The organism is Marinomonas shanghaiensis, from assembly GCF_003259175.1.
Taxonomy (GTDB): Bacteria; Pseudomonadota; Gammaproteobacteria; order Pseudomonadales; family Marinomonadaceae; genus Marinomonas; species Marinomonas shanghaiensis.
This window is the reverse complement of the sequence record NZ_QGOK01000012.1, coordinates 159,249-178,452: the sequence shown is the minus strand read 5'-3', so window position 1 is coordinate 178,452 and position 19,204 is coordinate 159,249. Positions and strand designations below refer to the sequence as shown.

16 protein-coding genes are annotated in these 19,204 nt (G+C 43.6%); 9 read left to right on the top strand and 7 right to left on the bottom strand.

What is annotated here, in order from left to right:
* Positions 1-264 precede the first annotated feature (264 nt).
* The 6 genes from rluF to DKT73_RS11180 all read left to right on the top strand — a co-directional run bounded on the left by rluF (position 265) and on the right by DKT73_RS11180 (position 6,284).
* Positions 265-1,302 (top strand): 23S rRNA pseudouridine(2604) synthase RluF, encoded by a 1,038-nt coding sequence (rluF, locus tag DKT73_RS11200; RefSeq protein ID WP_111638634.1) that lies wholly within the window; start codon positions 265-267, stop codon positions 1,300-1,302.
* A gap of 593 nt (positions 1,303-1,895) precedes the next feature.
* Entirely contained in the window at positions 1,896-2,045 is a 150-nt protein-coding gene (locus DKT73_RS20060; RefSeq protein WP_157959176.1) for a hypothetical protein, read from the top strand.
* 97 nt (positions 2,046-2,142) lie between these two features.
* Entirely contained in the window at positions 2,143-2,496 is a 354-nt protein-coding gene (locus DKT73_RS11195) for a DMT family protein (RefSeq protein ID WP_111606550.1), read from the top strand.
* 240 nt (positions 2,497-2,736) lie between these two features.
* The gene (locus DKT73_RS11190) at positions 2,737-4,026 is read left to right on the top strand and encodes a PqiA/YebS family transporter subunit (RefSeq protein WP_232827851.1); all 1,290 of its coding nucleotides are present in this window, start codon (positions 2,737-2,739) and stop codon (positions 4,024-4,026) included.
* Positions 4,023-5,669, top strand: coding sequence for an intermembrane transport protein PqiB (pqiB, locus tag DKT73_RS11185; RefSeq protein ID WP_111638633.1), 1,647 nt, complete (start codon positions 4,023-4,025; stop codon positions 5,667-5,669). The genes DKT73_RS11190 and pqiB overlap by 4 nt, the downstream gene beginning before the upstream one ends.
* A gap of 18 nt (positions 5,670-5,687) precedes the next feature.
* On the top strand, positions 5,688-6,284 hold the full coding sequence (locus DKT73_RS11180) for a PqiC family protein (RefSeq protein ID WP_111638632.1): 597 nt from the start codon (positions 5,688-5,690) through the stop codon (positions 6,282-6,284).
* 50 nt (positions 6,285-6,334) lie between these two features.
* Here the strand turns inward: DKT73_RS11180 and DKT73_RS11175 are convergent, their stop codons facing one another.
* From DKT73_RS11175 to DKT73_RS11165, 3 genes are all read right to left on the bottom strand, one after another.
* Entirely contained in the window at positions 6,335-7,246 is a 912-nt protein-coding gene (locus DKT73_RS11175; RefSeq protein WP_198666597.1) for a homocysteine S-methyltransferase family protein, read from the bottom strand.
* A gap of 110 nt (positions 7,247-7,356) precedes the next feature.
* On the bottom strand, positions 7,357-8,202 hold the full coding sequence (locus DKT73_RS11170) for an alpha/beta fold hydrolase (RefSeq protein WP_111638631.1): 846 nt from the start codon (positions 8,200-8,202) through the stop codon (positions 7,357-7,359).
* A gap of 188 nt (positions 8,203-8,390) precedes the next feature.
* The gene (locus DKT73_RS11165) at positions 8,391-9,677 is read right to left on the bottom strand and encodes a cation:proton antiporter (RefSeq protein ID WP_111638630.1); all 1,287 of its coding nucleotides are present in this window, start codon (positions 9,675-9,677) and stop codon (positions 8,391-8,393) included.
* 343 nt (positions 9,678-10,020) lie between these two features.
* On the opposite strand from DKT73_RS11165, the gene DKT73_RS11160 reads away from it, so the two are divergent.
* Positions 10,021-11,754 carry a tannase/feruloyl esterase family alpha/beta hydrolase gene (locus DKT73_RS11160; RefSeq protein WP_111638629.1) on the top strand — a complete coding sequence of 578 codons (1,734 nt, stop codon included), beginning with the start codon at positions 10,021-10,023 and terminating at the stop codon, positions 11,752-11,754.
* A 533-nt stretch (positions 11,755-12,287) separates the two neighbouring features.
* On the top strand, positions 12,288-13,151 hold the full coding sequence (locus DKT73_RS11155) for an oxaloacetate decarboxylase (protein ID WP_111638628.1): 864 nt from the start codon (positions 12,288-12,290) through the stop codon (positions 13,149-13,151).
* Positions 13,152-13,236: 85 nt separating this feature from the next.
* Here the strand turns inward: DKT73_RS11155 and DKT73_RS11150 are convergent, their stop codons facing one another.
* Positions 13,237-13,920, bottom strand: a complete 684-nt coding sequence (locus DKT73_RS11150) for a P-loop NTPase family protein (protein ID WP_111638627.1) — start codon at positions 13,918-13,920, stop codon at positions 13,237-13,239.
* Positions 13,921-14,149: 229 nt separating this feature from the next.
* Here DKT73_RS11150 and DKT73_RS11145 point away from each other — a divergent pair, with 229 nt between their 5' ends.
* Positions 14,150-14,389 (top strand): GlsB/YeaQ/YmgE family stress response membrane protein, encoded by a 240-nt coding sequence (locus DKT73_RS11145; RefSeq protein WP_111638626.1) that lies wholly within the window; start codon positions 14,150-14,152, stop codon positions 14,387-14,389.
* A gap of 74 nt (positions 14,390-14,463) precedes the next feature.
* On the opposite strand, the gene dapA is transcribed toward DKT73_RS11145, so the two are convergent.
* The 3 genes from dapA to DKT73_RS11130 all read right to left on the bottom strand — a co-directional run bounded on the left by dapA (position 14,464) and on the right by DKT73_RS11130 (position 19,038).
* Entirely contained in the window at positions 14,464-15,336 is an 873-nt protein-coding gene (dapA, locus tag DKT73_RS11140) for a 4-hydroxy-tetrahydrodipicolinate synthase (RefSeq protein WP_111638625.1), read from the bottom strand.
* Positions 15,337-15,787: 451 nt separating this feature from the next.
* Positions 15,788-18,403, bottom strand: a complete 2,616-nt coding sequence (locus tag DKT73_RS11135) for a cyclic nucleotide-binding domain-containing protein (RefSeq protein ID WP_111638624.1) — start codon at positions 18,401-18,403, stop codon at positions 15,788-15,790.
* 26 nt (positions 18,404-18,429) lie between these two features.
* On the bottom strand, positions 18,430-19,038 hold the full coding sequence (locus tag DKT73_RS11130) for a flavin reductase family protein (RefSeq protein WP_111638623.1): 609 nt from the start codon (positions 19,036-19,038) through the stop codon (positions 18,430-18,432).
* Between the last annotated feature and the right edge of the window lie 166 nt (positions 19,039-19,204).

Here is a 19,204-nt window from a genome sequence, read left to right as displayed (position 1 = left end):
TGAGGCGGTAACGCCTCACCCTACTCGATGTGCGCATGGGTGGCTCTCTAGGGTGATGTTGTCTGATGCACGGAGTGTAGGGAGGGAAAATTAAGGTTTTCTTAACCTTTTTTTGTTTGCGATGTTTTTCTGATCTTTCTGGAGCATGATCCTAAAATGCTTGTCGTGTTTCCTATATAATGTGCGCTATTTCGTTGTTGACGATTCATTTTGTTCAGGCTTTTCTCTGTCAGAAAGGCTTTTTATTAGGTAAAACGGCACTTTATGTTTAACGCATCTTCTACTCGTCTAAATAAATACATCAGCGAAAGCGGTATCTGCTCTCGAAGGGACGCTGACCGCTTTATTGAACAAGGTAATGTGTTCATCAATGGCAAGCGTGCCTCGGTGGGTGATCAAGTGGTAGCCGGTGACACTGTGCGGGTAAATGGGCAGATCATTGAGCCCCAAGACGCGGATGATTTTGTTTTTATTGCGTTGAATAAGCCTGTTGGGATTGTCAGTACCACGGAGAGTTCGGAGAAGAATAATATTGTCGATTTTGTGAGCCATGGAGTACGTATTTTTCCGATTGGTCGTTTGGACAAAGACTCTCAAGGCTTGATCTTTTTGACCAATAACGGCGATCTGGTTAATAAGGTATTACGAGCGGGTAATAACCACGAGAAAGAATACTTGGTCACGGTGAATAAGCCTATTACCGATGATTTTATTGCGGGTTTGGCGGGTGGTGTGCCTATTTTGGGGACCATGACCAAGAAGTGCCCAGTGACCAAGATATCCCCGAATGTGTTTAACATTACCTTGGTGCAAGGTTTGAATCGACAAATTCGCCGTATGTGTGAACATTTTGGTTACGAGGTAATGAAGTTAGAACGTACTCGCATCATGAACGTAAGCCTTAAAGGGTTACCGGTTGGTGAATGGCGTGACCTGACACAAAAAGAGTTGTCTGTTTTGTTAAAATCGGTTGAAGATTCTTCTTCAGAAGCCAATGCGCCAGCAAAAAAATCCCGTAATGCACCGCGTAAAAATGCTCGCCCTAATACACCATCTAAGCCTACGACTGCCACAAAAGGCAACACCAAATACCCTAAGGATGATTCTAGAAAGCCTGCGGGCTCTAAAAGCAAAGACAGACGTCCTTTTGGTGATGCTAAAAAGCCTGCAACGAGTGGTGCTGGAGGCAGTAAGCGACCGAATGGGAAGCCTGGTGGATCACCTAAAAACAGTGGTAAGCCTGCTTCAAATGGTAAGCGTCCATCGAATGGTCGTGGCCCTCAAAAATCATCACGTCCGTAGTCGTTAGTCGTATCCATAGTGGTTGATTGATGCTGGCAATAAAAAAGCCCTAACATATGTTAGGGCTTAGATGACTCGAATAAAACGCCACCATGACAAGATGATGACTGGCGGGAAACGTTAATTACCGGATGTATTGGTTGTGGATTTTTTTGTTGCCTTCGCTGCTTTCTTTTCTTTTGGTGTTAAAAGTGGTTTCTTTTTGGTCTCTTTTTTACTGTCTTGACTTTTACTCATGATATCCACCATTAGCCATTACATATAACCTTAGTCGATTGGCATCAACTGAAGGGCTGCTACGAACGTTGGAACAACAATTGTCACGTAGTAAGTTAAGTATGTGCTTATTATCGAACAAGTAAAGGGGGATATTTCGTTTTTGAGTAAAAATATTTTCGGGCAATGCAGGGGCGGGTTAATGCTTCGTTGTTGGCTGATGCGTGCTTTTTCTGGGCCTTGTTTTTTGTCTATGGTGCAGGCTTATAAGGGAATATTAAGGATTTTCACAAAAATGTCTTTTGGTTATTTGTAAAAGACAAGGCAAGTTTTTATGCTGCTGTCTGGTTTTAAAAACAGTGGGTGGAATCATGCAAATGATGAATAAGGTGTTCCAATTTTTGGTGTTGAGTTTGGTTGTGTTTACCTTGACGGCGTGCGTTATGCTACCGGGTGGACCTCATGGTGGTGGTCATGGCGGTGGTCATGGTGGGCCGGGTAATGGTGGTCCGACAATGCGTCATTAAGAGTTGATTGTTAGGCAACTTCCTAGGGCGTTTATTCTAGTGATATGCTTTAATTAGCTGTTTTTGTACCTTGTCTTATTTTTATCTGGTAAAACCTATGCATCCCATTGCGTTGAGTGTTTCTTTATTAATTTGTAGCAATATTTTTATGACTTTTGCTTGGTATGCTCATTTGAAAGAGTTGAACAACAAGCCTTGGATCATTGCCGCTTTGATAAGCTGGGGTATTGCTCTGTTTGAGTACCTGTTGCAGGTACCTGCCAATCGTATCGGTTATACGGCACTGAATGTTGGGCAGTTAAAAATCATGCAAGAGGTGATCACATTAATGGTATTTGTGCCATTTTCTGTTTATTACCTAAAAGAACCATTAAAACTTGATTATTTGTGGGCGGGGTTGTGTCTCGTGGGCGCGGTGTATTTTGCGTTTCGTAGCAAGTTTAGTGTCTAACGTCAAAAATCGAGGGCTATGTAGATGAAGATTGAAACCGAGCGCTTGAGAAGAATAGCGCTTTCGTTTCGTCTGTTGAGACTTTCAGTTCTCATTGACAAGGTGGTTTGACGGTATTCACCCAAGGTTCTAACGTTCATTCTGAATGGGTTACTTTGTGGTGAATATCTTTAATAGCTTGATTATGATCAGTGTTCTCGTGTTAGATGGTTTTTTACGTCCTTTTATTGGAGTGCTCGATTGAGTCGCGGTGTTGATATGAGCCATTTTGTGTTTTATGAAAATGTGACGGCTTGTGAAGAATGTGATTTTATCAATCCAATCCCACCTTTAAAGAGTGGTGAACGTTTTCGATGTCAACATTGTGGTCATGTGTTAGTTAGTGTGCACAGACACGCTGCTGGAAGAATTATCGCGGCCGGTCTGTCGTCGCTGTTAATGTTGGCACTAGCGATGAGCTTTCCTTTTCTTGGCTTTTCGACGAATGGTATTGAACGTACGGTGACCTTGTTTCATACCTTGAGTGTGTTGCTTGGCCAAGGTCATTTGCTGTTAGGGGTTATTATTAGCCTCGCTTTGTTTGTGTTTCCGTTAGTGTATCTTTTCTCTATTTTATTTCTGGTTTGGTCTTTTCAGCATAAGCATGTATTGAATTTTGCTCAGCGTTACTGTGTGCGTTGGATTGTTGTGATTCAGCCATGGCTAATGGTGGATGTGTTTCTTGTGGGTATTCTGGTTGCGCTGGTTAAGATGAACAGCTTGGCGGATATTTCATTTGAACTGTCTTTTTGGGCTTTTTGCGGTTATGTCATCTTGTTGCTGAAAACAGAGAGTTTGGTCGATAAGCGATGGCTATGGAATAAAGTCGCTGGAAAAGCCGATGATCAGCCTGTTGTCACAGGAACAGCGAAGGAGCAGGGGGTGATAGGGTGTCATTTCTGTGGTGCGACTTTAGCAGCGCACAAACGTCACTGTAATCGTTGTGGTCATTCTGTCTACAGTCGTCGCCCAAAGAGCTTAAGTTCAACGGCTGCTTTGCTGGTGGCGTCTGTTGTGATTTATATCCCTGCAAATGTCTTTCCTATCATGCAAACCACTTTTTTAGGAAATACGGAACCATCAACTATCATGGGTGGAGTGTTGTTGCTTTGGTCCTTAGGTTCTTATCCTGTTGCCCTGATTATTTTGCTGGCGAGTGTGGTGATTCCTCTTGCGAAAGTGTTGTCGCTGAGCTGGCTTTGCTGGCAGTGTCATTTTCCGAGCAAGCGATTAACGGAACAAAAAATCAAGCTGTACCGTATTACGGAGTTTGTAGGGCGTTGGTCAATGATTGATGTGTTTGTGGTGGCTATTTTGACCAGTATGGTACAAATGGGCAATTTTATGTCGATTTTACCGGGGACTGCGGTGTTGTCATTTACGGCGATGGTTGTTTTGACCATGTTGGCAGCGATGACGTTTGATCCACGGTTACTATGGGATAAAGACGAGGCACGCACTGTGTCTGTTTCTGAGAGGAGAGAAGAGTGAGAGGGCCCATTAAACAGATCGAGAATATGCGACAAGTTCGGTTTAATTCTATTTGGTTGGTGCCTTTGATCGCGCTTTTGGTGGCGGCTTGGATGCTCTATCAAAATTGGTCAACGCAAGGTCCTGTTATTACGCTTATTGCTTCAAATGCAGAAGGTTTGGAGATGGGCAAGACGAAGCTCAAATCCCGTAACGTGGACGTTGGAAGGGTGATCGATATTCGCCTTAGTGAGGATTATGAAAGTGCGGTTATTAAAGTACGCATGAATCATGGTACTGAGCAAATGTTGCGCGATGATGCGAAATTTTGGGTCGTAAAACCGCGAATCGGTAAAGAAGGGGTGAGTGGATTAGGGACCTTGCTGTCGGGTGCCTATATTGATATGACGCCAGGAGTAAAAGGACGGCAGCAGACGGACTTTACCATATTGAACCAGCCGCCACTGTCTACCGAAAACGAGGGCGTGCGGCTTATGTTGTCGAGTACGGAAGGCTCTAAGTTGGATGTGGGTGCCTTGGTGCATTTTCGTGGTTACGAAGTGGGTTACGTCGAGAAAGTAGGTTTTGATTCCGATAAAGGCGCGATCACTTATCGTATTGTCATTCGCTCGCCATATGATGCGTTGATAAACAGCGACGTGCAATTCTGGATGACGCCAGGACTTTCATTGAAGAGTTCGGCCAGTGGTTTTGAGGTTCGTCTCGATTCTTTAGAAACGTTTTTAGCGGGCGGTATTTCATTTGGTTTACCTGTTGGTCGCCCGCCTGGAGCGCCTGTTGCTGACATGACACAGTTTCGTTTGTTTTCGAGCAAAGAAAGCGCGAACAATAATGTCTACGATGAGTTTATCAACTATGTCTTTTTGTTTGACAGCAACGTAAGCGGTCTGGTTCCAGGGGCTGCGGTGGAGTTTCGAGGTGTGCGTATAGGGACTGTGTTGGATGTGCCTTTTAATGGCATATCAATGGATGCATTGACGTCTTTGGATACTCCCTTGATTCCCGTTAGAGCGCGTATTGAGCCTCAGCGTTTAAATGCAGCCAGTACTTCTGGTGAGATGTCTTTACAAAAATGGAATGAACTCATTGAAGAGCGTATTAATAAAGGTTTACGTGCGTCGTTAAAAATTGGCAACTATTTGAACGCAGCAAAAGTCATTAACATAGATTTTGTTGAGAATCCGTCACCGATAACGCGAAAAGAGTTTGAGGGGTATCAGATTTTTCCAACAGCGCCAGATGCTTTTGCCAATATAGAGACCAAGGTCGTGACGATTTTGGATAATTTGTCGCAAGTGCCATTAGACAGTACGTTTAAGCAGCTTGGTCATACCTTGCAAGAAACGAATGAAACACTACGTCAATTACAAGCGCTCAGTAAAAGTGTTAGCCAGTTGCTCGATAAATCAGAAACTCAGCAGTTACCGGCTGACTTGGTGTCTACGATTAATGAGCTAAACTTGACCTTACAAAGTTATCAGGCGAATGGTCAGATTGGCCGACCATTAAAAGAAAATATGGAGTCGCTAGGACGCGCATTAAATGAGTTGCAGCCTTTGCTTCGTCAAGTGCGAGAAAATCCGAATACGTTGATTTTTGATAGTAAGCCTCGTGTAGATGTTCAACCAAAAGCGGCGAAATAGTGTAGGAATAGAAGGCATATGAGAATGGTTAAGCGTGTTTTGTTGTTAGTGGTCCTAAGTGGGATATTGGCCGCCTGTGCCACACCGACAGTCCCCAGCAATGAATATTTGTTAATGGATAATGGACTACAAAAAGGACAGATTCACCCGACAAAAGAGAGTGCAGTAAGGCTTATGCCTATTGTGGTTGCTCATTATCTAGCCGGAAATGAGATTGTCTTGGTCACCGAGAGTGGAGAGGTCTATCGTTCGCAGAATAACTTGTGGGCGGAGTCTTTATCGAGTCAATTAACCCGTCTGACTCAACAGCGCTTTGAGAAGGTGTTGCCTAATATTACATGGTTTGGTGGTCAACGTTTTCCCGCTAGTGCAACCGCTTTATTAAATATTGAAGTGGATAATTTTTACGCAGATTTAAATGGCATTATCCATATATCAGGGCGCTGGCAGGTTATTTCAGCCTCAGGTGAGCTGTCGGCTTCGAACACCTTTAATGTTAAGACTGAGCTGCAGTCAGATGGCTATGGCAGTATGGTGAAAGCACTTTCGAGAAGCTGGTTTGACCAAGTACTTAACCCAATGGTGCAAGAGATTGCTCAAGTCTTGCAGGAATAAATCATCCTCAAAAGATGACGTGAAAAACGTCATCTTTTGAGTCAGTCAATTTACTCTGTTGCGCAATATGCCGAAATAGCGGCAATGTGTTCTGGTCCAATTCCGCAGCATCCGCCGATCAAGGTGGCGCCGTCTTTTTGCCATTGTTTTACCCAAGCGAGATACGCAGGCGGTGTCAAATCCGCGCGGAGTTCGTCTAGTCCATCATTCGCAGTGGCGTTTTTGGGTTGGGGTGGGAACGCATTGGCATAGGCGCCGATTTGTATAGACGATGCATTCAACGAGGCTAAGGTTTTTTGCGTGACTTGAATGGCTTCGCCAATGATTTCGGGCTGGCTGCAATTAAACAAAATAGCACTTACTCCAATTGCCTGCATCGCTTTCACCGCTTCAACGACGGTTTCACCGGAGCGCAATAGAGGCTCTGTAGTCGGCTCTGAATCTTCAAGCGTAAAAGATACCCAGAACGGTTTTTTATCAACATCGATTTTATCCACGAGCGCTTTTACTCGAGTGACTTCATCGATGAGGCTTTGAGTTTCAGATAACCAAAGGTCTACGTAAGGAGTCAAAGACTCGATCAGAGGGACAGCGAGTTCTTCAACACGATCCGCTTGATAAAGATCAGCGCGATAGGAGCCAAACAAAGGCGCTAGGGATCCAGCGACTTGAGTATCAGTGCCACTTTCGTCAGCCGCTTCGCGGGCAACTTTACCTGAAAGTACCGCGAGTGCTCGCCCCTGTTCTTTAAAAACGTCTTCACCGATATGAAAGGGCACTAGAGCATAGCTATTGGTGGTGATGACTCGTGAGCCACTGGCAATATAAGACTGATGCACTTCTTTTACTATATTGGGTGCTTCCATCATTGCCAACGCTGACCATTCTGGTTGTTTAAAAGGGGCACCACGGCGTTCAAGTTCTCGGCCCATGCCGCCATCGAGAATGGTAAATGAAGTCATAACAATCCTATCCTATTTTAAAGTATGGCGTGATTTTAGACGGATTTTTTAAGTATTCAATGGCAAATTGGCATACAGAGGTTAATTGAGAGCGTATCTGTAGATGGCCGTTATTTATTATTAATAATAAAAGCGTTCATATGTTTGACGACGTCCATAGGGCGTGTCATGTGCAAACAATGTCCTTTTGCTTCTATGATTTGCAGTTGGGCATTTTGCAAATGGCGTTGTGTGTATTCTCCTACACTAACAGCAACCAATGAATCGTCTGAGCTTTGTAATATCAGACAGGGGTGGTGGATGTCGGGCAGTAAAGATCGATAGTCAGAGAAAAAAGTGGCCTGCGCAAAAGGCTTCGAGTAAGTAACATCGGTAGAGCAAAAACTGTTGAGTAGCTCATGTACCAAGACATCGTCTTCATTTGAGCTTGTGCCAATGGGGGATAAGTCTGTGCCCATGACAATCGGGGCTAGATAGTTTCCCCAGCCAATGTAATCCTTATCCATCAACTGAATAAGCCCTTCTAAATCTTGTTTCTCAAAACCGCCTTGGTATTCTGTGCCAATGTTTAAAAAGCAAGGAGAGGGGCAAACAGCGATAAGGTGTGAGAAAAGTTCAGGGCGTTGTTTCGCCGCAATCCAACCTATAGTGCTGCTGACCGAATGGCCAACAAAAATGATGTTCTTAAGATTTAGGGTGTCGCAGATTTCAATAATGTCGAGGGCATAACCTTCTAAATGCTCATAGCGATCTTTTTGGTAGGCTGAAAAGTCAGAATTACCACTGCCAACGTAATCAAACAAGACGATTTGATATTTTTCTTCTAGATAAGGAAGCATGAAACGCCACAGGGTTTGATTGCACCCGAAACCGTGCGCCAGCATCATGGTTTGTTCACCTTTGCCAGAGAGCTTGACATTATTACGTTGCAATATGTGGTTTGATTTAGGTGACATTAGGGGTTTTCTTCCTAGTTGAACGGCGATTGAAAACATACACCATGGTAGATTTCAGCGATTGCTATAACGGTATTTTATAATGGTTTCGTAAGCCTATTTGTGATCTAGAGCAAGGTTTGCAACATCAGAATGAAAAAAGCCAACACTGGGTTGGCTTTTTTCATGGCTGCCTTGTTCGCAGACGATTATTTAGTCTTTTCTTTCGCGGCTAGGATACTCTTCTGAATCAAAGGCGAAATAGTGAGGCCCTGTACTATGATGGAGAATATCACCACGACATAAGTAATGATAACGATGATGTCGTGCAGATCCATACCTTCAATCATCATTTTATTGGTTGGAATAGCCGCCGCCATTGCCAAAGCTAAACCGCCTCGTAAACCGCCCCATGTCAGAATTTTAACAGAATGTTTGTCATATTGACGGTAGCGTTTGAAGATCAGGTATGGGCTACCGACACTGATAAAACGAGCCAGCAGCACGACAGGCACCATGACTAAGCCCAAACCAATGATTTCCCATGTGAGCGGCATAGTAACGATCAGCATACCTATGATGAGGAAAAGCAATGCGTTTAAAAAGCTGTCTGTTGCATGCCAAAAGTCTTTCACATAGCGCGTACCATCTGGTCCGCTTCGTTTTGATGCTTTTGCACGAGTGATGTTGCCAAGAAGAATACCGCTGGTCACCATGGCAAGTGCGCCGGATATTTCCCAAATATTCGCCAACGCAAAGCCGGCAGAGGGAATCGTGAGTGTGACCAATAGACGGGTATTAATGTCTTTGCAATTGATAATAACAAAGTGGCCCACCAAGGCGATGACGAGACCAAACACAATGCCGCCAATGGCGTCGACTAAAAAGAGCTCAGCGACTTCTTGGAAGCTGGCTTCTGTGCCGTAAAAGGCAACGGCAAAGATGGTGGTAAAAATGACCAAGCCGACACCGTCATTAAACAATGATTCACCTTCTACTTGAATCGAAATACCTTGTGGTGCACTCATTTGCTTGATAATAGCTAATACAGCAATCGGGTCAGTAGGGCTAATCAAAGCGCCAAACAGCAAGCAGTAGATAAGCGGTACTGGGAAGCTAAGTAAAGCAAACACGTAATAGCTTAGATAACCAACAATAAAAGTCGACGCTAAAGTGGAAAATAACACTAAGATAGTGATTTCCCAGCGCTGTCTTTTTAGAGCGGCAAGATCGATTTCCAATGCCCCTGCAAATAATAGAAAGCCTAGCATGCCTTTTAATAATAGCTGATTAAAGTCTATATCAGAAACCACTTGAGTGATGAACACAGCGGTTTCATCACCGAGCATTTTAACCGCCAGAATCAGCAGTAAAGAAATCACCACAGACCCTGTGGTAATGGCGATTGTTGTTTGCATTTTGAGTATATATTGGTTGGTAAAAGCGATAAAAACCGCTAGTGCCGAGAGAAAGCAGATGAGATACCAAGCGTTCATTCGAGAACCTTAACATTATCAATAGGATTGAAAACCATAAAAGGGCGCACGGGGGATGCTGGGGCTGTATGTTATCCCTAGAATTTGTCTCTGTCACTGCTTCACTGTATAAAAACTAGCCCTCAATAGAGCGTTTTTTTATAAAAAAAGAAATTTTATTTCAAAAAACAACTTTCAAGTACATTTTAGGCTTTTTTATGTAGGAAAATTACCACATAAAACCCTTTGCTTTGTGCGTTTTTTGAATGTATTGAGCGAAAAAATTATGCCGTTTTTTGGGTAACTTTCTTATATTCTGTTTATATGGAAAACAATAATTATTAACACTATAAGGAAGTCAACCATGCATTCGTTTTTGTACAAACCTAGCTTACTGGCAATCGCTCTCGGCGGTCTTACTGTCTATAGCGGTCTCACGAACGCGGCGTCAGTTGTTCACACCTCATCGTTGAGTGAAGCTAAGCCCTCTGTTCTGTCGACCCGTTGTGAAGGGCTTTCTTCGCTTTTGGTTGCAAGCGACACAGTGATAGATTCAATTGAAACTGTGCTGAAAGGTGCTTTGAAACAGGGTGACAACGATATAGAAGAGCATTGTTTGGTGAAAGGTAAAATGCATGGACGAATCGGTGAAGTCGATGGCAAGCCCTATGCTATTGGTTTCGAATTACGTTTACCAAAAGCGTGGAATGGGCGGTTTTTATACCAAGCAAATGGTGGTTTAGATGGTGCAGTCAGAACGGCGGATGGCGCTTTGGGAGGGGGTCCATTAACGGGGGCCTTATTACAGGGTTTTGCGGTTATTAGTTCCGATGCGGGCCATGATAAACCATTACCAACGTTTGCGTATGACCCACAAGCACGACTCGATTATGGTTATCAGGCGGTGGCTAAGTTAACGCCGATGGCTAAAACAGTCATTAACCAAGTTTATGGCAAAGGGCCTGATCGCAGTTATTTTGCGGGTTGCTCTAATGGTGGTCGACACGCCATGATCGCGGCAACACGATATGCCGATGAATATGATGGCATTTTAGTTGGTGCGCCAGGCTATCGCTTACCACTTGCCGCGGTGGCTAGCATTGCGGGGGCTCATGTGTATGCATCGGTTCCAAATACCAATAAAGCGGATTTGCAAACCGCTTTTACACTGACAGAACGCACCACTGTTTCAAACGCTATTTTGGCTAAATGCGATGCGCTTGATGGTGTTAAAGATGACATGATACAAGACTTTAAAGCGTGTCAAACGGCTTTTAGTATTCAAACCGACGTGGCTACTTGCGATAGCGAACGTGACGGTATGTGTCTTACACAGCCCCAGAAAGACGCAGTTGAGCGTATTTTTAAAGGCGTGACGACGAGTGATGGAAAACGTGTTTACTCTCCTTTCCCTTATGATGTTGGCATCAATAATAGTGACCAAATGGTGTGGGAATATTCGTCACCGATTGAGCGAGACTCAGGGGCGGTGGCAATGATTTTTAATACGCCGCCAGTTGAATTAAAAGACTACAGTATTCGCCATTTCAATGGCGCGGATTTTGTTTGGAATGCCAATATTGACGACTTGGTGGCAAACGTAGATAGCACAACCGCGGTTTATAAGGAATCTGCGATGTCTTTTATGACACCACCCGTACCTGAAGATATGTCTACTTTGCGAAACAAGGGCGGCAAAATCATGGTGTATCATGGTGTGTCAGATGCCATTTTTTCTGTTCAAGATACAGAGGCTTGGTATCAAGCCTTAAATGCTGAAAATAATGGACATGCCGGCGATTTCGCTCAATTCTATCCTGTACCTGGTATGGGGCATTGTCGCGGCGGACAGTCGACAGACCAGTTCGATATGTTGACGCCCTTGGTGGCATGGGTGGAAAAGGGAGAGAAACCACAGCAGGTTATTGCTACAGCGCGAGGCGAAGGCAATCCGGGTGGTGTAAACGAAGAGTTACCCGTTTCATGGAGTGCAACGCGAACGCGTCCATTGTGTCCTTATCCTAGTGTTGCCACTTATGATGGCAAAGGGAACATTGAAAGTGCCAACAGTTTTGTTTGTGCGATACCTAATCGCTAGCAAGATTGTTGCCTGTTGCCTACAAATAAGAGGGGAATGACGTTCCCCTCTTATTATATATTGCTCGTGATTTACTGGTTTTTTTCATAAACTTCGTTGGACGTCGCAACATCAAGAAACATTGTATTTGTGACCCTATCTCTAGTAATAGTCATATCCCTTATTTTTTCAAAGTTTGTAAACTCTTTTCAACACAGGGTATTTTGTCGCTTTTAGGTGGTAATTTACTTACAAAACCTAACCAATTGGTTTGTTGTTGATGAAGCAGAGGCCGAAGGAGAGTATAATCCGCGGCATTTACACTATATGAGATCTTTGCACGACTGCCGCACTCGTCAATACTTTGTGAAAAACAAACTCGAAATGCTCATTTATACCTCATGAGTATGGCTTTTGCGTCCTGCGACGCCATATCACTCACATCCATGTAAGTGTCCGCTTTCTCGTTTATTTTTGCCTCGTATTGCCTCTCCTTGTGACATCGTGAAAAGGTCTCAATATGAAATTTAGTGACATCTTTTAGGAGTATATTTATGGCAACACCTTCCCAGCATGATTTGCGTAATGATTTTCGAGCATTATTAGCAAGCGGCAAGTGCTATTACACCGCTTCTACATTTGATCCTATGTCGGCTCGTATTGCTGCAGATCTTGGCTTTGAAGTAGGGATTTTAGGTGGCTCTGTTGCATCTTTACAAGTTTTGGCAGCTCCTGATTTTGCATTGATTACGTTGAGTGAGTTTACGGAACAAGCAACTCGAATTGGGCGCGTTGCGCGTTTGCCAATAATTGCGGACGCGGATCATGGCTATGGTAATGCGCTTAACGTCATGCGAACCATCGTGGAACTTGAACGCGCTGGCGTGGCAGCATTAACCATTGAAGATACTTTGTTGCCTGCAAAATACGGTCATAAATCGACAGACTTGATCCCAGTGGAAGAAGCGGTTGGTAAATTAAAAGCGGCTCTAGAAGCTCGTATCGATCCTATAATGAGCATTATTGCACGTACGAATGCGGGTCAGTTGACAACGGAAGAAACCATTGCACGCGTCAAAGCGTATCAGGCAGTTGGGGTTGATGGTATCTGTATGGTTGGTATTCGTGACTTTGCGCATTTAGAAGAAATTAGCCAACATATTTCTATTCCAATCATGCTGGTGGCTTACGACAATCCAGAATTACGTGATCGTGAGCGTTTGGCGGCCAACGGTGTACGGATAGTGGTAAATGGTCATGCTGCGTATTTTGCGGCGATTAAAGCCACTTATGATTGCTTGCGTGAGCAGCGTGGTATTGCGGAAGGTACTTTGAATGCTTCTGAGCTTTCTACCCGTTATTCTACACTAGAAGAAAACCGTGTATGGGCGAATAAGTATATGGATGTCCAAGAGTAATGTTTCTCTGCTGACCGGCATCTAGCACACAACACAAAAAAGCCAACGTCTGTTGGCTTTTTTGTGTTGCTTAAATAGATAACTATTAGCCAAGTTGTGCTAATTGCTCATAAGTATTGCGTAACCAGACTTTCATGCGTTGACGTTCGGCGATGTTCATGATGCTTTTATCGTTTGCCACCGCCCAAAAACTGCTGTTATTGAAATCAATTTTTTGTGTCAGTTTGCTTTGTAGTTTTGGTAACTCGATGATCAAGGCCTCTCGGCTTATCGCTTTTTTGAACGTTTCTGATTTTTGAAAGCGAGTAAAATCAGTGCCTCGACCGAGGTTTTGTACCACGACAAAGTCCACAGAGGGTTGCGTGTAGCGGTCGAGTAAATCGTCAAGCAATGTCACAGAGTCAGCGCCATCGTCCATCACATGCCATAGACAAACTTGGTAGCCCATTTCATCCAGTAAACCAAATACATCGGTTTCTTCAATCCATTTTCCTAATGGCTGTGCCGCTTGAGCGGCTAGGTCAATAATCAAATCACGGTCAGGGTATTCTTCAATAGCGGCTAACATGCCGTCCAAACTGTCTTCTTCGCCAATTAAAATAGGGGAGGCGAATTCATTGTAAAAACGTGAAAAAGTACCGTGAGAGGCGTCGCAGTCAAATCCTAAAAAAGGCTGATCATTATCGATATAATATTGTGCCAATACGCGTGCGGTCATGGATTTGCCTACACCGCCTTTTTCACCACCAACAAAATGTACCTTACCCATCTAGATTTCCTCATCTAAGCTTAATGTCACCATGTTTAAAGGGGGGTTCCGAACGCCCCAAGGACACTGTATCAATATTTATTCAAAAAGCATGATACTTTCATGACAAAGTAACAGAAAAAAGAATAAACGGGTGAGCAGTATGGAGAATTTAGCGCTTTTCTAGGTACCTGATGTGAATAGATGCTAGTCTAAAAGATTATGCTATACACAATATAAGGATCATTTTATGGAAATTTTAGCTTTTTTGTTTATTGGTGCATTAGCGGGTTGGTTAGCGGGTCAGTTTGTAAAAGGCGCTGGTTTTGGTTTGGTCGGTAATATTGTTATTGGTGTTGTCGGGTCTTTTGTTGGTGGCTTTACGTTCCAGCTTTTAGGTTTGTATTCTGGTAGTTTTTTAGGGTCGCTTGTCACCGCAACCGTGGGGGCCATTATCCTGCTGTATGTGGTTCGCTTGGCGAAGTCTTAACGTCAAGGAGACAATAAAACAGCCCAACTTTTTGGGGTGGGCTGTTTATTGATTTCATATTCCGTCGTGGGTTGTTAAATCAGTTCTAACTCTTCCATGATACGACGAATTGTCGCTTTTGTGCTGTCTTGCAAAGGAACCATGGGCAAGCGGCACTCTTCTGTACACAGACCTAACAACGACATGGCGTATTTTGGGCCTGTAGGATTGGGTTCAATGAAAAGGGCGGTGTGCAACGCAAATAGCTTGTCTTGCAAGTGGGCAGCTTCTACATATTTTCCTTCTCGACACAGGCGTTGTAATTCCACGATTTGTTTGGGAGCAACGTTTGATGTCACTGAAATACAACCATTGCCGCCGCCAACGTTATAAGCCACTGTGGTAATGTCGTCACCACTTAAGAAATTAAAAGGTTTGTTGATTAGGGCGCGTTCACGAATAGGTCGTGTTAAATCACCGGTTGCATCTTTAACGCCAATGATTCTGGGTAATTCAGCCAGGCGAGCCATGGTTGCCACTTCTAAGCCAACAACGGAGCGTGGTGGAATGTTGTAAAGAATGATAGGAAGTTTGCTGTTGTCATGGACATATTTGAAGTGTTCGTACAAGCCCGCTTGATTAGGACGGTTGTAGTATCCCGCTACATGCAGCGTTGCATCTGCCCCGGCTTGATAGGCAAATTCTGAATAATTCACCGCTTCGACTGGGTTGTTTGAGCCAGCACCCGCTAGCACTGGAACGGCTTTGTTGGTTTCTTGTACGGTAATTTCAATGACGCGTTTATGTTCGTGCTCGCTTAATGTGGGAGATTCCCCTGTGGTACCAACAGGCACGAGACCATTGATACCTTGGTCAATTTGCCAGCGCACGATGTTGCGCAAGGCGTCTTCATCTAGCTGACCGTTACGAAAAGGAGTGACTAATGCTGTGATTGCGCCGTAAAACATACTGTTGCCTCATTTAGGCCGGTATGCATTCTGCTGAAAAGAGAGATAGACCGTCAGCGAGAATGCTGCCGGGGAGTTGTTTGTATCTTATTTCCACACGTCAGCGCCGCAAAGCTTTTTAGCTTTACGTTTATCGCCGTTGCGTTTGTTTAAGACATTGTTATTCATAAAATAATCTGAATTCTTAATATAGGTGGTTTTTCTATGCTGACCTTTTTTTTGCTAAAGGTCAATACGTCCTCTTCTTTTTATTAGGGGGCGTGATGTGAGCAACGATGTGCTAGGGAGTGAGGGCATTGAATCCCAGTAGCGGTATCAGTTGGTCTTGATATGACCTATGGTGATTTTTTTCGGCAACAAAAAAACGCTCGGACTGGGGCAGATACCCAATGGCGAGAAAATGCCTATTGGGAGGGCCGTCATCGAGCGTTTTTATTGTCATGGAACGCGTTTATTTTTTAAAAATAAACGCTTCCGTTTCCAGTAATTTACTGGTCCAAAGTTCATACGCCTTGTGGTTCAAGTGCAATTTGTCGCCTTCGAAAAGATTGTCTTTTATTTCTCCCTTTCGATCTAATAGCGTCGAAAACAAATCCAAGTATTGCGTGTTAGGGCGCGTTTTTGCCAATCTGATTAATTGCTCATTGGCTTTCTCTATGGTTTTGCGCATTTTTAAGCGAACAGGGCTGCATTTTATGCTAATGAGCGTGACGGGAATGCCAGGTAAATGACGATCTATTTTTTGCAATAGCTCAATATAAAGGTCAACCACTTTATTGCTGTCACAATGATTGCCTATGTCATTATCGCCAGCATAAATCACCATTGAGCGTGGTTTGTGGGGCAAGATGATACGTTCAAAATAATACACACACGCTTCGAGAGTTGCACCACCAAAGCCAAGGTTTATACCATCCTTATCGCGGAAGTGATGGGCAAAATCATTCCATAAACGCATGGTAGAGGAACCATAAAACGCCACAGGCCGCTCTTTGTATTTTTGATAGGCTAGGTGGAACTCAAGCTCTCGAACATCAGATTCGAATTCAATGTCAATCTGATTTAAGCTCATTACATTAGAGCGATAACCGTTCTTACCACTGAAAATCGGGTATTGGCGTATTTCTCTTGATAGCTCAACGGCTTCTTCAACATACCCTTTGTATTCTTCTTGATAGGCCATCAGGAATTGATTTAAGGCCGCTTTATCTTTGTAGTCTACTCGGCTAGACAGTTTAAACGCAGGTTTGATAATCACGGTGTACAGATTATGATCCGCTCGTTTATCAAAGTTCGCCACAACGATAGGCACAATCCATGGTTCGTCAGAACCCATAGAACCGGCGAGTTCAAAAGCATGTGGTAAAAAAGTACCGGGCGATTGATGTGTGCCAAAGCTCTGGCCTTCTGGCGATATCATGAGTGGAAAGTTTTGCTGTAAGGTCTGCTGCGATTGTTTAATGAAGGTATCATATTCTGGCGTGTCTTTAGCAAGGTTGTCCCAACTGTTGATAAAAATATTGCCAAATCGACCGTAAAAATCATCACGCCAAAACTCACTTTCTTTACTGCGGCGCACAACGCGTTGCCCTGAAATACCATATTCTTTATCTATGATCATAGCACTGATAAATTGCGCGTCCATAGAAAAGCGGAAACCATTAGGAAGTCGGTTTGTCGGGGAACCTAGTAGGTGGTTATAAATAAATAAAGAACCTGCTTTTTTCGGTAAATTTTCTAGCCCTTTGATCACATAGGGGACTTGCTGAAAAGCTTGTTTAAACAACTCTGTTCCTAAACGTCTCGCATCCAGAGCTGGTGTGTCTTTGGGCAAATTATTGATGGTGTCATAGACATTTTGCAGATGACGGTAAAAAGCGTTTTCGCGTTGTAGGTCTTTTAGAATATCCAAGCACATGCCGGAAATAGTACGTTCTAGTACGCAGCCAAAATGCAGGCATTTGTAGAGGACTCCAAAGGCTTCATCTGTGGTAATGGCACTTTTCAAGAGTTCGCTGACTTTATACAAAGGCGAACTAACGGGTAATAGCGCTGCATTTTGCTCGATGACATTGCTAACCGCGAGCACTTCATCATTGGCTATTTGAGAAAGATAACGCATTCGAGCAGCGAGCAGGTGGGCACCAATTAACCAAATAAGGCGGTAGAGGTATTTCACCGAAAATTTGGGGCTATCTTGAAACATCTCTAACAAATCTTCTCTTTTAATGCGTAAGATGCTGCTGTCTCGAGAAGATATAATGGAGGTGCGGTTTTTCATGCTGCCATTTTGTGTCGCCCATGCCAGAACAGTGCCTGCTCGGGCGATTGTCCGCGTGGTTATAATGTCACCCGACTCTGTCTGATAGCTAATCACAACTTTGCCTTTGATGAGCAAGTATAAGCCATCAGCGAGTTGATCTTGTTGGCTAATAATATCGCCTTGGTGAGCCAGCAAGATCGCAGACTTTTTCGCCAAGGTATGTATCTCTGCTTGCGTAAAGGTTTCACAAAACGGTGCATAATTGAGCAGGCTGATGGCATCTTTTAGCGCATGTGTTTGGGTTTCAGAATCAATTAACGGGCGTGTTTCTTCAAACGCCAAGGATTCATTCGAGAAAAAAGGGCGCGTTTGGTTTTGAATATCAGCGAGAACAGGTAGAGATTCTTGATATACAAATTGCAGAAATGTGTTCGCAAAGGTCAAATTGTTGTCGAGAATTTTTTGTAGTTCAATAATAGGCCAAAAGAGTAAAGTGGAGGATTTGGTTGCAGTGAATGTTGTGGCGTAGCGCGATGGGTGTCGAAATGCTGACCAGCCAATTGGAGAGAGTGGGTTGTGTATCAATCCAACATTATAAGACTTACCTGTATCTTGCAGTGGTACGGAAATCGCCACTTCGCCTTCTATAAGAAAATAGAGATGTTGACCAATTTCGAACTGTTTGGCGAGAATTTCACCGGCTTTAAGTGTTTTAACGTTCGCCATACCAATCATGGCGGCGGTGAGTTCAGCGTCCACATTCTCCATAAAGGGGAAGGCTTGTACTTGTTTTGTTACGTCCATCTTTCGTTCCTCAAATCTGTATTGCCCTAATTAGGACGTTTGATCGTGACCGTTTCACCTAGAAGCGCATAATCATTGCCACCTAGTCGTGAAAGGGGGTTGAGCTTTTTGTTATCAATAACAAGGTGATTATCCATTTGCGTCACAATGTCATCATCAAGATATAAATCTATAATTTCCAGATAAATGGCATTAAACGATGAGTTGCCTAGTGCGTGTATGTCGAATAATTTACAGTGAAGCGCGACTTTTGCTTGTGCGATACGCGGCAATGTTTTAGTAAAATCGGTTAGTGATAATCCGGTTCTGGGTAATTCAGATTCACCATAAGATAAGGTTGCGGCACTCTCGTTAACGGCGTTCATGACATCCCCACTTGGAATATGCAAAACACATTCCTTTTCTCTTTGCAGGTTGAACTTGGTGTCTTTGCTTACTTCCGCGCTTTTGTTACCAATAGACACCATAAGAAGAGCTGGATCTGATGAAACGGGAGCAAAATAAGAAAACGGGGCAAGATTAAAACTGTCGTTTTCATTCTTTGTCATGATCCACGCAATGGGGCGTGGTGTAATAGTTTGAGTGATCAGGTGATAGCGCTGACTGCCGCTGAGTTGATCAAACTGGAAACGCATAAACTTCCCCGTGGTTATGAAACATTCCTTGTTAAATTACTACAAATTGCATTCCATTGTGAATCTTTGAATGGAAACTTATGAAATTTATTGTAACAACGAGAATATCAATACGGACGAAGAGATGAGCCAGTTCAATAGGAAGTGAAGGCCCATCCTTGCTAGC